This window comes from Klebsiella sp. GW_Kp181, from assembly GCF_040062315.1.
GTDB classification, from domain to species: Bacteria; Pseudomonadota; Gammaproteobacteria; order Enterobacterales; family Enterobacteriaceae; genus Klebsiella; species Klebsiella oxytoca.
The window spans coordinates 1-12,968 of the sequence record NZ_JBEAFR010000067.1 but is presented as its reverse complement, the minus strand read 5'-3'; the positions used below and the strand labels follow the sequence as shown (position 1 = coordinate 12,968).

Below are 12,968 nucleotides of genomic sequence, written 5' to 3'. Positions count from 1 at the left end.
AAATTGACTCAGCGCAATTCTAGGCTTCGTTGATAACGGGTTGCAGGAACAGAAACGCTGTTTTTCCCTATAACAGTTGGGGGGCTGTTATGACCTTTTGGCAAAACGCAGAATGGCGCTCTCCCGGTCTGCGCTGCGCTTAGCCGGGCTACGGGCTCCCAGCCGTCTGCGGTCCGCTAGCCCGGATAGATGCGCCAGCAACGCCTCCGGTAAGGTATTATTTCACTACACACCATAACAGTTTTTATAAACTGCCATTATTTCTCATCTGATATATAATTGACCCTACGAATAGCTACACGGATCGACGGATGAAAAAGTACCAGCGGCTGGCGCAGCAGATTACTGAACAGATCGCGCTTGGGGTGTGGTTACCCGGCGACAGGTTGCCCTCGCTGCGCGAACAGGTGGTAAGCAGCGGAATGAGTTTTATGACCGTCAGCCACGCCTATCAGTTACTGGAGAGCCAGGGACGCATCATCGCCCGTCCGCAGTCCGGCTATTATGTCGCGCCGCAGCCCACTAAACCGCGGCAGCCCGCGCCGCCCGCCCAGGTAACGCGTGATGAAGCGGTTGATATCAACACTTATATCTTTGAAGTGCTGCAGGCCAGCCGCCAGGCCTCTATGTTGCCCTTCGCCTCGGCTTTTCCCGATCCGCGACTATTCCCTTTACCGCAGCTCAACCGCTCGCTGGCGCAGGTGAGCAAAACCGCAACCGCCATGAGCGTGATTGAAAACCTGCCGCCGGGGAACGATGAACTGCGCCATGCGATTGCCCGGCGCTACGCGCTGCAGGGAATGAATATCTCGCCGGACGACATCGTGATCACCGCCGGCGCGCTGGAAGCGCTGAACCTTAGTCTGCAGGCCGTCACCGAACCGGGCGATTGGGTGGTGGTGGAAAATCCCTGCTTCTACGGGGCGCTGCAGGCTCTTGAAAGATTGCGCCTGAAAGCGCTATCGGTGGCCACGGATGTTAAAGAGGGGATCGATCTCGCCGCGCTGGAGCAGGCGCTACAGAGCTATCCGGTGAAAGCCTGCTGGCTGATGACCAATGGGCAAAACCCGCTCGGCTTTACCCTCAGCGCGGAGAAAAAAGCGCGGCTGGTGGCGCTGCTGGCGCGCTATAACGTGATGCTGATTGAAGATGATGTTTACAGCGAGCTCTACTTTGGTCGTGAGAAACCGCTGCCGGCAAAATACTGGGATCGCGACGATATGACGCTGCACTGCAGCTCCTTCTCCAAATGTCTGGTTCCCGGGTTCCGTATCGGCTGGGTGGCGGCGGGCAAGCACGCCCGACGGATCCAGCAGCTACAGCTGATGAGTACGCTCTCCACCAGTTCGCCAATGCAGCTGGCGCTGGTCGATTACCTTTCGACTAAACGCTACGATGCCCACCTGCGCCGTTTACGCCGCCAGCTTGCCGAGCGCAAACAGCTGGCCTGGCAGGCCCTGCTGCGCCATCTTCCCGCAGAGATAAAAATTCATCATAGCGATAGCGGTTATTTTCTCTGGCTTGAGCTTCCCGCCGGAGCCGATGCGGGGGAGCTGAGCGCCCGCGCGCTGGCGTATAACATCAGCATTGCGCCGGGGAAAATGTTTTCCACCACCGCCAGCTGGACTTCATTCTTCCGCTTTAATACCGCGTGGGGCTGGGGCGAAAAAGAGGAGCAGGGGGTTAAACGCCTGGGCGAACTGATTCGCGAAATGCTGGCTTAGCGTTATTTATTTCCCGCCAGTGATACCGGGCCGAAAAATAAGCCGGCGAACAGGTGGGTTATTATTTTACTGATGCCAACCATAGGAAATTCGCATAGTCGTATTGCCTCGCTAACTCCTTGTCTATAATCCATAAAGTTATTCCGTGTATGCCGTTTTTTGCGTAATGCGCCCCTTGTCACAACCTGAATAAATTTCCCCGGGGGCCCCAGGCGCGCCGTCTACTGTTATGAAGGAAGATATTTTTACGGCACGGCTGCCGCTCATTTTCTTGTGACAGGAGTATGACCCGATGAGCAAAAAAATTGCCCGTGGCAGCCTTTGCGTGCTGGGGATGGTTTTCCTGACGGCGCAGGCCGCCGAGCCGCCGACTTCTCTCGATAAAGGCGAAGGTCGTCTCGATATTATTGCCTGGCCGGGATATATCGAGCGGGGACAAACCGATAAAAGCTACGACTGGGTGAGCCAGTTTGAAAAAGAGTCCGGCTGTCAGGTTAATGTCAAAACCGCCGCCACGTCCGATGAGATGGTCAGCCTGATGGCAAAAGGAGGCTATGACCTGGTCACCGCGTCCGGCGACGCTTCGCTGCGCCTGATTATGGGTAAGCGCGTGCAGCCGATTAACACTGCGCTGATTGCTAACTGGCACTCCCTCGACCCGCGCGTGGAAAAAGGCGCGTGGTTTAACGTCGGCGGACAGGTCTACGGCACTCCGTACCAGTGGGGGCCAAACCTGCTGATGTACAACAGCAAAACCTTCCCGACGCCGCCGGATAGCTGGAGCGTGGTGTTCGTAAAACAAAATCTGCCGGACGGAAAAACCAATCAGGGCCGCGTACAGGCTTATGATGGGCCCATTTATATTGCCGACGCCGCGCTATTCGTTAAAGCCACTCAGCCGCAGCTGGGTATTAATGATCCCTATCAACTTACTGAAGCGCAGTATCAGGCGGTGCTGAAAGTCCTGCGCGAACAGCACCCGCTGATCCACCGCTACTGGCACGATACCACCGTGCAGATGAGCGATTTTAAAAACGAAGGTGTGGTGGCCTCCAGCGCCTGGCCCTATCAGGCCAACGGTCTGAAAGCGGAAGGCCAGCCGATTGCCACCGTTTTTCCGAAAGAGGGCGTCACCGGCTGGGCGGATACCACTATGCTGCACAGCGATGCTAAACATCCGGTTTGCGCTTATAAATGGATGAACTGGTCGCTCACCCCGAAAGTGCAGGGGGATGTCGCCGCCTGGTTTGGTTCGCTGCCGGTCGTACCTGCGGGTTGCAAAGCCAGCGCGCTGCTCGGGGATAAAGGCTGCGAAACCAATGGTTACAACGAATTCGCCAAAATTGCGTTCTGGAAAACGCCGGTTGCCGAAGGCGGGAAATTCGTCCCCTACAGCCGCTGGACGCAGGATTACATCGCGATTATGGGCGGTCGTTAAGTCGCCGGAGGCGAAGAACATGCACGCGGTAGAGCTGGATAATGTTTCGCGCCTGTACGGCGACGTGCGGGCGGTGGATGGCGTCAGCATCGCTATTCGCGACGGCGAGTTTTTCTCTATGCTGGGGCCATCTGGCTCCGGCAAAACCACCTGCCTGCGCCTGATTGCCGGATTTGAACAGCTTTCGGGCGGAACGATACGTATTTTTGGCCAACCGGCCAGCGCGCTGCCGCCCTGGCAGCGCGATGTGAATACCGTTTTCCAGGATTATGCGCTGTTTCCTCATATGTCGGTACTCGATAACGTCGCCTACGGGCTGATGGTTAAGGGGATTGGCAAAAAGGAGCGCCACGCCCGTGCGCAGGAGGCGCTGGAGAAGGTGGCGCTCGCTTTTGTGCATGCGCGCAAGCCTTCTCAGCTTTCCGGCGGCCAGCGCCAGCGGGTAGCCATCGCCCGGGCGCTGGTGAATCAGCCAAGGGTCCTGCTGCTGGATGAACCGCTGGGGGCACTGGATCTAAAACTGCGCGAACAGATGCAGCTGGAGCTGAAAAAACTGCAGCAGGCGCTGGGCATCACCTTCATTTTTGTGACCCACGATCAGGGAGAGGCCCTGTCGATGTCTGACCGCGTGGCGGTCTTTAATCAGGGACGCATTGAGCAGGTTGATGCGCCTCAGGATCTCTATTTGCGGCCAAGAACGGCGTTTGTCGCCGGGTTTGTCGGTACCGCCAACGTGTTTAGCAGCGAGCTGGCGCAGAAGCTGTGCGCGATGACGGGCGCCTGGTCGCTGCGTCCTGAGCATATTCGGCTGAATGCCGGCGGGGAGGTGCAGATTCAGGGGATCGTGCAGGCGGTGCAGTATATGGGCGCCGCCACGCGCGTCGAGCTGAAGCTGGCTGACGGCGAGAAGCTGCTGGTGAGTCAGGCGAATGTCGATGGTCAGGCTGCGCTGAACGCCCCTCCGGTAGGGCAACAGGTGCTGGCTTCATGGTCGCGTGCGGCGATGGTCCCCCTGGAGAGCGGAGTGTGATATGACGATGGCGATACCCTCTGCCGGAGGCGGACGCCTGGCCGGCACCTTCTGGCGTCATCCCTCGCTGGCTCTGTTTCTGCTACTGCTGGGGCCGCTCATGTGGTTTGGCATTGTCTATCTGGGGTCGTTGTTGACCCTTTTGTGGCAAAGTTTCTATACCTTTGATGATTTCACCATGTCGGTCACCAACGACCTGACGCTGGCCAATCTGCGCGCGCTGTTTAATCCGGCTAACTACGACATTATTGTGCGCACGCTGGTGATGGCGCTATCGGTGACCGTCGCCAGCGCGATTCTGGCACTGCCCATGGCCTGGTATATGGCCCGCTATACCCGTGGCAAGATGAAAGCCTTTTTCTATATCGCCGTGATGCTGCCGATGTGGGCGAGCTATATCGTCAAAGCCTATGCCTGGACGCTGCTGCTGGCTAAAGATGGCGTCGCCCAGTGGTTCCTGCGCCATCTTGGTCTGGAAAGCGTACTGAGCATGGTACTGACGATCCCGGCGGTCGGCGGCAATACGCTGTCGACCTCTGGGCTGGGGCGCTTCCTGGTGTTCGTCTATATCTGGCTGCCGTTTATGATCCTGCCGGTGCAGGCGGCGCTGGAACGCCTGCCGTCTTCATTGCTGCAGGCCTCCGCCGATCTTGGCGCCCGTCCGCGCCAGACCTTTCGCTATGTGGTGCTGCCGTTAGCGATCCCCGGCATTGCGGCGGGGTCCATTTTTACCTTCTCCCTGACGCTGGGCGATTTTATCGTGCCGCAGCTGGTGGGGCCGCCGGGATTCTTTATCGGCAATATGGTCTATTCCCAGCAGGGGGCGATTGGCAACATGCCGATGGCGGCGGCGTTTACCCTGGTGCCCATTGTACTGATTGCCCTCTACCTGGCGTTCGTGAAACGTCTGGGAGCATTTGATGCACTCTGATCGCGCACCGCTGTTCCTGAAGGTCGCCACCTGGGGGGGCGTGATATTCCTGCATTTCCCGCTGCTGATTATCGCTCTCTACGCATTCAATGCCGAAGACGCCGCCTTCAGCTTTCCGCCTGCAGGCCTGACGCTGCGCTGGTTTAGCGAAGCGGCGGGGCGTAGCGATATTATCGATTCCGTGACGTTGTCCCTCAAAATCGCCGCGCTGTCGACCGCCATCGCTCTCGTACTTGGCACGCTGGCTGCAGGTGCGCTGTGGCGCAGCACGTTTTTTGGCAAAAACGCCGTGTCGCTACTGCTGCTATTACCGATTGCGCTGCCCGGCATTATTACCGGGCTTGCGCTGCTGACCGCCTTTAAGGCCGTCAATCTGGAACCCGGGCTGCTGACTATCGTCGTGGGACACGCGACCTTCTGCGTGGTCGTGGTATTTAACAACGTGATTGCCCGCTTTCGCCGCACTTCATGGAGTCTGGTGGAAGCGTCGATGGATTTAGGCGCAACCGGCTGGCAAACCTTTCGTTACGTGGTACTGCCCAATCTGGGATCGGCGCTGCTGGCGGGGGGAATGCTGGCGTTTGCTCTGTCGTTTGATGAAATTATCGTGACCACGTTTACCGCCGGGCACGAGCGTACGCTGCCGCTCTGGTTGCTTAATCAGCTCGGGCGCCCGCGCGATGTCCCGGTCACCAACGTCGTCGCGCTGCTGGTCATGCTGGTGACGATGTTTCCGATTCTGGGGGCCTGGTGGCTCACTCGTGACGGCGACATCAGCGCGGAAAACGGAAAATAAAAAACCGATACAGGATAATGCTATGCAAAATAACCTTTTGATAAACGGTAAGTTAGTGGCTGGCGAAGGCGAGACTGTGCCGGTGTTTAATCCAGCCACCGGCGAAGAGATTTTGTCGATTGCGGAGGCCTCGGCGACGCAGGTTGATGCCGCGGTTGACGCCGCTGACCTGGCCTTTGCCGGCTGGAGTCAGACGACGCCGAAAACCCGCGCCGAATGCCTGCTGCGGCTGGCGGACCTGATTACTGAACATGCCCAGGAGCTGGCTCAACTGGAGTCGTTGAACTGCGGCAAACCGCTGCACTGCGTGGTCAACGATGAGCTACCGGCGGTTGCCGATGTTTTCCGATTTTTCGCCGGTGCAGCGCGCTGTCTGCCGGGTATGGCGGCAGGTGAATACCTCGAAGGCCACACCTCGATGATCCGCCGCGATCCGGTCGGCGTGGTGGCTTCTATCGCGCCGTGGAACTATCCGCTCATGATGGCGGCCTGGAAACTGGCGCCAGCGCTGGCGGCAGGCAACTGCGTGGTAATAAAACCCTCTGAGATCACTCCGCTCACCGCGCTGAAGTTAGGTGAACTGGCGCAGGAGATTTTCCCCGCCGGGGTTCTTAATGTCCTGTTCGGGCGCGGAGCAACCGTCGGCGATCCGCTGACCGCCCATGCCCGGGTTCGCATGGTGTCGCTAACCGGCTCGATTGCTACCGGCGCGCATATTATCGGCCATACCGCGGCGTCGATTAAGCGAACCCATATGGAGCTGGGCGGGAAGGCGCCGGTTATCGTCTTTGATGATGCGGATATTGACGCGGTGGTGGAGGGGGTACGGACCTTTGGGTTTTATAACGCCGGTCAGGACTGTACCGCCGCCTGCCGCATTTACGCGCAGGCCGGAATCTATGACCAACTGGTGGAAAAGCTCGGCGCGGCGGTCGCCAGCCTGAAGATTGGACCGCCGGACGATGAAACGACCGAACTGGGCCCGCTGAGCTCGCAGGCGCATCTGGACAGGGTCAGCGCCGCCGTCGATGCGGCTCGTGCCTTGCCGCATATTCAGGTGGTGACCGGCGGCAGCAAAGCGCCGGGCAATGGTTACTACTTCCAGCCCACGCTGCTGGCAGGGGCGAAGCAGGACGATGCGATTGTGCAGCGGGAGGTTTTTGGTCCGGTTGTCAGCATCACCGCATTTAGCGATGAAGAGCAGGCGCTGTGCTGGGCCAACGATTCCCAATATGGTCTTGCCTCGTCGGTATGGACTCGCGATGTCGGCAGAGCGCACCGGCTCAGCGCCCGCCTGCAGTATGGCTGTACCTGGGTCAATACGCATTTTATGCTGGTTAGCGAAATGCCGCATGGCGGGCAGAAGCTCTCCGGCTACGGCAAGGATATGTCGATGTATGGCCTGGAGGATTATACGACCATCCGTCATGTGATGATCAAGCACGGGTAGAGGATGAGTGATTCAGATTAGCCTGCTAATAGTTACCATAGCAAAAAATGTTAAAACAGAAGCGTGCGTTTATGAGAATATTCTTAAGCCCCTTCAAGAGCTAAGCCATGATGAGTGCCGGAGATAAGCGCCGGGTGGGGCCGGTTAGTCCTCGGGGCGAGGGATGCGCTCTTCCGGGTCCTCTCGTTAACTGACGGAAAAGTTCGCCAGCCCCTGCAGGCAATGCAGGGGCTTTTTGTTGCGCTGGAGATATTAACTTGTTGCTGTGATTTTGCCTGATATCAGGTCATCAGAAATTAAATACGTACGGCGTTATTTATTTTTTGGCAAATGATTAACAGGCTAACGTTTGTTTTTTTTGCTCGGTAAACTTGATTGACGACGCTCGCGAACATAAGAAAAAAGATTATAAATTGCAGCAATAAGTAAAATTAACGCCACAATAAGCACGGCGATTCCGGACATGTACCACCTCAAAAAGCAATGAGTAAAAAACAAGCTTCGCATAACTTGTAATTATGAATGTATGATTTTATGCGAAACAAGGCAAATGATATTTCTTATCATTTAAAATCGACAGAAAAGTTTTATCGCTATTTTGGTTTTGTAAGCCGTTGATAAATAATGGTATTTTATCTTTTTAACCCGTTTTATTGCATCCTGGCCGCCATTGAACCCGCTAATTATGATGATCGCCTCTTGGCTCAATGCTGATGATTGGATAAAGAATAGTGAACAATTGCCCTGCGACAGGAAAGGCCCGTGAGCTTCGGAGAATAGCGCACAGCACTGATTGCGGCAAATAAGGCTTATTTAAACTTAAGCCATCAAATATATAACCCTATAAATAAAGGTGTTATTAACTGCGGGTTGTGAGAATAAGTTCTGAAAGGCAAGAGATATTCATTTACCGCCATTGATATTTTCGTGCTCCCCTTTAAATTTAGCGAATATGTAATATTTATGTTAAATAAGCCGCGATGATGACGGCTGGTGGGGCAGGGAAGCGGGTTTGACTTTATATAGCCGCTCATGCGAACATTCGGCGCAATTTGTTGCTTTGACGTTGATATAGTTTTGAAAAAAATAGCGTGTTTTCTCTTCGTGGCCTGCGCCACAGCGATGCTTTACGGGAATTTTCCCGCTAAACAGATTGTTGATTGTGAAAAACAGGGCGTAGCAGAAGCGGTTTGCGCTGCGGCCGCGTGGGACAGTGAAAAAGTTGACCTGCTCCCGGCGTGGGATCCTGAATTGCAGAAGCTGATGACCGTGCAACAACACGCCTCTGCAGCTGAGGCAGGCGCTATTAAATCGTAAAAAAGCAGCCTTCAAAGGCTGCTTTTTTAGGTTTCATTGCTGAGTAAAATCGCTAAAACCAACCAAAACGAACGGACAACAGGCCGATTAGCGCAAGCGCTGCGCCGACATTTATCAGAAGGACGGTTTTGCTGGAAACATCCATAACGCCACCTTAATGAATTAGCCTCTACAGTTATAGTACGAGGTCAAAGGTTGCGCTATCGGACTAAGCCGAATCGGGCGTATTTCTGAAAATTTAAGCCGTGACTCGTTTTATTATGCCATAAACTCTGACGTACGCTGGGGTACGAAAAGGCATCGCTTGACGCGAAAATGCCTCTCAGGGAAGGAAGAAGAAAAATGACGTTGTACCAGAAAATGCTGGTTTTTTATGCAGTTATGGGCTGTATCTGCGCGGTAATAAGCTGGTTCTTAACGAAAGAGAGCCGCTGGATCCGCCTGCTGGCGGCGCTGCTGATTGGCGCGACATGGCCGTTCAGCTTTCCCATGGCGCTGCTGGTCTCTTTGTTCTGATTGAAAAATCGATGGCTAACTTTTAGTGATGACTGTATAAAAAAACAGGCTCAACTAACGGATGATCTTCGATGAACAGTTTCTATTCCTCTCAGGCCGGCGGCAACGTGCGCTGGCTGGACCTGCCCGGCCGCGGTGAACCAATTATCTTTATCCACGGACTGGGCTGCGCCTCAACCTATGACTATCCTCGCGTGGCCGCCGATCCTGCGCTGGCCGGACGGCGAACGATTCTGGTCGATTTACCCGGATACGGCTACAGCGACAAGCCGCCATCTTTCGGCTATCGCATCGGCGATCAGGCCGGAGTGATAGTTGAGCTTCTGGATTGCTTAGGGCTAACGCGCTGCTACTTATATGGTCACAGCATGGGCGGCAGCGTGGCGATTGAAGCCGCAGAACGGCTCGCCGAACGGGTGCTGGGGCTGCTGGTGGCCGAACCCAATCTCTATCCCGGGGGCGGTATGTACAGCAGACGCATCGCGGAACAAACCGAAGAGCGCTTTATTGCCCGGGGCTATGCCGAGATGCTCAGTGCCGAAACCTCGCCCTGGGCCGGTTGCCTGCAAAACAGCGCTCCGTGGGCGGTGTGGCGCGGAGCGTCCAGCCTGGTGAAGGGCGCTAATCCGTCCTGGTTTACCCGCTTTATCCATTTATCCTGTCCTAAGGCCCTGATTTACGGAGAGCATTCGTTACCGGCTCAAGAAGCGACGGATACTGTCGCGGCGGGGATCCCGCTGTTAGCGATCCCGCTGGCCGGGCATTCAATGGCGTGGGAAAACCCATCGGCGCTGGCCCGCACGCTGGACAATTTTTATGCCAGCATTGAGGCAGAAGTCTGATTCGTGATCGCTACATACGAAAAGAAACAATATTTCATTTATTTTGATATTCCGTTTCTTTCATATGTGGCGAGCGTGAAATGCGAATAATCAACATCCTGGGTATCTCGGCTTTACTCTGTACGCCTCTGCTTCTGCAAGGGTGCGTAACGCAACATCCGCGCGGGACGGCTTCCCGCCCGCAGCTTACGGCGGCGGAAGCGGCAAGCTTCACCATGGAGCGCTATTTTGCGCAGGGCGGCGCGTTGAGTGCCCCGGATGGGCCATGGTCGCCATCGCCAGTTAGCCTTCCGCAAACGGAAAGCGCCTGGCGCGTGGCGCCTGCGGGAGCGCCGTACTCCCGCATTCAGCAGGCGGTTAATGCGGCAATAGCCCAGCATTCGGCAAAGAATGAGCGTATCTATATCCGTATCGAGCCAGGCATCTATCGGGAAACGGTCTATATCCCCGCAGGGGCGCCGCCGATAACCCTTTATGGTGCCGGAGAGCAGCCCGAAGAGGTCAGGATTGAGCTGGCGGTGGATTCACAATTTTCTGCGCAGCGCTATCGCGAGCAGGTGAACGGCCAGCATCAGTATCGTGAAGGCGACCCCGCCTGGTACCAGTATGCGCTTTGCGCCGGGCGTACCAGTAAGACAATAGGCACCAACTGCGCGGCGGTGATGTGGTCGCAAAGCGCTGATTTCCAGCTGGTTAATCTTAGCGTAGCCAACAGTCTGCTGGATACCGTTGATGGCGGTACCCACCAGGGGGTGGCTCTGCGGACGGATGGCGATCGCGTGCAGCTGGAGAAAGTCCGTTTGCTGGGACGCCAGGATACGCTCTATTTGAATACCAGCAACCTGCGTAATGAAGCGGTGACGGATCGCATTAGCCGCGTATACGTCAAAGACAGCTACGTCGAAGGGGACGTGGATTATGTCTTCGGCCGGGCGAATGCGGTCTTTGACAATGTGCATTTCCACACCGTCTCGACGCGCCGTTCTCCCGAGGCTTACGTGCTGGCGCCGAACACGTTGCCGGATAATCCATACGGCTTTCTGGTGAAGAACAGCCGCTTTACCGGCGACAGCGGCTATCAGGGCAGTTTCAAGGCAAAGCTGGGCCGCGCCTGGGATCAGGGGGCAGGCAAGACCGGCTATTTAGCGGGGCAGACCGCCAACGGACAGGTGCTGATCGCCAACAGCGCTATCGATCAAAGCTACGATCGGCTTTCCCCATGGGGCGCTGCGGCCACCACCTCCCGACCGTTCCGCGGCAATATTTCCGCAGAACGACAGCTGGATGACGTGGCCTTTAATCGCCTGTGGGAATTCAAGAACCATTGGCGGCCGTGAAACTTAAAACGGCAGCTCGCGCGGGAGCGTTTGCAGCGTGATCCAGCGCAGCTCGGTAAACTCGGCAATCCCCGCGCGTCCGCCAAAGCGGCCATAGCCCGATGATTTACAGCCGCCAAACGGCATTTGCGCTTCATCGTGCACGGTGGGGCCGTTGATGTGGCAAATGCCGGTTTGCAGATTTTGCGCCAGGTTCCACGCCCGGGCGCTGTCCCGACTGTATATCGCCGACGAGAGGCCATATTCGCTTTCGTTCGCGACGGCCAGCGCTTCGGCTTCGTTCTGAACGCGAATAATCGATTTCACCGGGCCGAACGATTCCTCATGCCAGATGCGCATTTCCCGGGTGACGCCATCGAGCAGGGTGGCGCGCATTTGCGTCGAATTGGATGTGCCGCCTGTGAGCAGGCGCGCGCCCTTCGCCAGCGCATCCTCTATCAAGGCATTGCAGCGGGTGACGGTCTTCATCTCTACCACCGGGCCGAGCAGGCTGGCGGGCAGGGCCGCCGCGCGCCTGGCCAGTAGCGCCACAAACTCTTCCGCGACGGCCGCATCCACAATGATGCGCTCGGTCGACATGCAGATTTGTCCGGCGTTGGCGAATGCGCCAAAAACGGCGCCCGCAGCCGCCTGTTCGAGGTCAGCGTCGTCGAGCACCAGCAGCGGTGCCTTGCCGCCCAGTTCAAGCACCGCCGGTTTCAGATGCTCCCCGCAGGTGCGGGCGATAATCCGTCCTACCGGCGTCGAACCGGTGAAGTTGATGCGGCGTACGGCGGGGTGCGCTATTAGAGACTCCACCAGCGCAGGAGCGTCGGCGGGAGTGCAGGTCAGATAATTCACCACGCCGGCGGGGAAGCCCGCCGCCGCCAGGGCATCGATAATTAGCCCCTGAGTCGCCGGCGAGAGCTCCGCGCCTTTGAGAATAACCGTATTTCCGCAGGCCAGCGGCGTGGCGATAGCGCGAGTCGCCAGAATCAATGGTGCGTTCCACGGCGCCATGCTGAGTACGACGCCCGCCCCCTGACGGATGCCCAACGCCAGATTTCCCGGCACGTTAGAGGGGATCACCTGGCCTTCGATTTGCGTGGTCAATGCGGCGGCTTCGCGCAGGATATCGGCGGCCAGATGCACGTTAAAACCGGCCCAGTGCGCGGTGGCTCCCGTTTCGGCCGCCATCGCGGCAATAAACTTCGCCTCACGGCGCAGCATCTCTTCGGCAGCGTCCAGCAGGAGGCGTCGCCGTTCTGCGGGTATCGTATCGCGCCATTGCGGATACGCCGCGCCGGCGGTATCGGCGCAGCGGCGAGCGTCAGCCAGGCTGGCGGCGCTGGCAACGGAGGCGTTTTCTTGCGTCAGCGGGTTGTGGCGGGTAAAAGTGGCATGGCCTTCCGCATCGTGCCACTGGCCGTTGGTGTAGAGAGTGCAGGTTATTGTCATTGTAGGTTTCTCCTGGCGTTGCGATTTGCCGAGTGTACCGGGTTGCGCCGCCGCGTGATGCCGCCCGGGCGGTTATCGCCCTGTTTTTTCGCAACCTTTCGCACGCTTCACATTTATGACTGAAATCGAGGGGGGGGGGGGTGAGAGTAG

Annotated in this window: 13 protein-coding genes; 10 read left to right on the top strand and 3 right to left on the bottom strand. The window is 57.0% G+C overall.

The window, feature by feature from the left end; all coding sequences use genetic code 11:
• Positions 1-311: 311 nt before the first annotated feature.
• From ABLV11_RS17390 to patD, 6 genes are all read left to right on the top strand, one after another.
• Positions 312-1,724, top strand: coding sequence for a PLP-dependent aminotransferase family protein (locus tag ABLV11_RS17390; protein ID WP_126489081.1), 1,413 nt, complete (start codon positions 312-314; stop codon positions 1,722-1,724).
• 292 nt (positions 1,725-2,016) lie between these two features.
• Complete coding sequence (ydcS, locus tag ABLV11_RS17385) at positions 2,017-3,162, top strand: putative ABC transporter substrate-binding protein YdcS (protein ID WP_004101810.1); 1,146 nt, start codon at positions 2,017-2,019, stop codon at positions 3,160-3,162.
• 19 nt (positions 3,163-3,181) lie between these two features.
• The gene (locus tag ABLV11_RS17380) at positions 3,182-4,192 is read left to right on the top strand and encodes an ABC transporter ATP-binding protein (protein WP_224330659.1); all 1,011 of its coding nucleotides are present in this window, start codon (positions 3,182-3,184) and stop codon (positions 4,190-4,192) included.
• 1 nt (position 4,193) lies between these two features.
• Positions 4,194-5,123, top strand: a complete 930-nt coding sequence (locus ABLV11_RS17375) for an ABC transporter permease (RefSeq protein ID WP_004112757.1) — start codon at positions 4,194-4,196, stop codon at positions 5,121-5,123.
• Complete coding sequence (locus ABLV11_RS17370; RefSeq protein ID WP_224330658.1) at positions 5,113-5,919, top strand: ABC transporter permease; 807 nt, start codon at positions 5,113-5,115, stop codon at positions 5,917-5,919. The genes ABLV11_RS17375 and ABLV11_RS17370 overlap by 11 nt, the downstream gene beginning before the upstream one ends.
• Before the next feature lie 22 nt (positions 5,920-5,941).
• Entirely contained in the window at positions 5,942-7,369 is a 1,428-nt protein-coding gene (gene patD, locus ABLV11_RS17365) for an aminobutyraldehyde dehydrogenase (protein ID WP_016807853.1), read from the top strand.
• A gap of 342 nt (positions 7,370-7,711) precedes the next feature.
• Here patD and ABLV11_RS17360 read toward each other — a convergent pair whose 3' ends face one another.
• Complete coding sequence (locus tag ABLV11_RS17360; protein WP_004101819.1) at positions 7,712-7,834, bottom strand: small membrane protein; 123 nt, start codon at positions 7,832-7,834, stop codon at positions 7,712-7,714.
• 567 nt (positions 7,835-8,401) lie between these two features.
• Between ABLV11_RS17360 and ABLV11_RS17355 the strand changes: the two genes are divergently transcribed.
• A complete protein-coding gene (locus ABLV11_RS17355; RefSeq protein ID WP_016807852.1) occupies positions 8,402-8,686 on the top strand; it encodes a hypothetical protein in 285 nt (94 codons plus the stop codon).
• 52 nt (positions 8,687-8,738) lie between these two features.
• On the opposite strand, the gene yncL is transcribed toward ABLV11_RS17355, so the two are convergent.
• Positions 8,739-8,831, bottom strand: coding sequence for a stress response membrane protein YncL (gene yncL, locus ABLV11_RS17350; RefSeq protein ID WP_004101822.1), 93 nt, complete (start codon positions 8,829-8,831; stop codon positions 8,739-8,741).
• A gap of 197 nt (positions 8,832-9,028) precedes the next feature.
• Here yncL and ABLV11_RS17345 point away from each other — a divergent pair, with 197 nt between their 5' ends.
• The 3 genes from ABLV11_RS17345 to ABLV11_RS17335 all read left to right on the top strand — a co-directional run bounded on the left by ABLV11_RS17345 (position 9,029) and on the right by ABLV11_RS17335 (position 11,381).
• Entirely contained in the window at positions 9,029-9,202 is a 174-nt protein-coding gene (locus ABLV11_RS17345) for a GhoT/OrtT family toxin (protein ID WP_004101823.1), read from the top strand.
• Between the two features lie 71 nt (positions 9,203-9,273).
• Positions 9,274-10,044, top strand: coding sequence for an alpha/beta hydrolase (locus ABLV11_RS17340; protein WP_004112763.1), 771 nt, complete (start codon positions 9,274-9,276; stop codon positions 10,042-10,044).
• 80 nt (positions 10,045-10,124) lie between these two features.
• Positions 10,125-11,381 (top strand): putative acyl-CoA thioester hydrolase, encoded by a 1,257-nt coding sequence (locus ABLV11_RS17335; RefSeq protein WP_126489083.1) that lies wholly within the window; start codon positions 10,125-10,127, stop codon positions 11,379-11,381.
• A gap of 3 nt (positions 11,382-11,384) precedes the next feature.
• Here ABLV11_RS17335 and ABLV11_RS17330 read toward each other — a convergent pair whose 3' ends face one another.
• Positions 11,385-12,818, bottom strand: coding sequence for an aldehyde dehydrogenase (locus ABLV11_RS17330; protein WP_016807851.1), 1,434 nt, complete (start codon positions 12,816-12,818; stop codon positions 11,385-11,387).
• Positions 12,819-12,968: the final 150 nt, after the last annotated feature.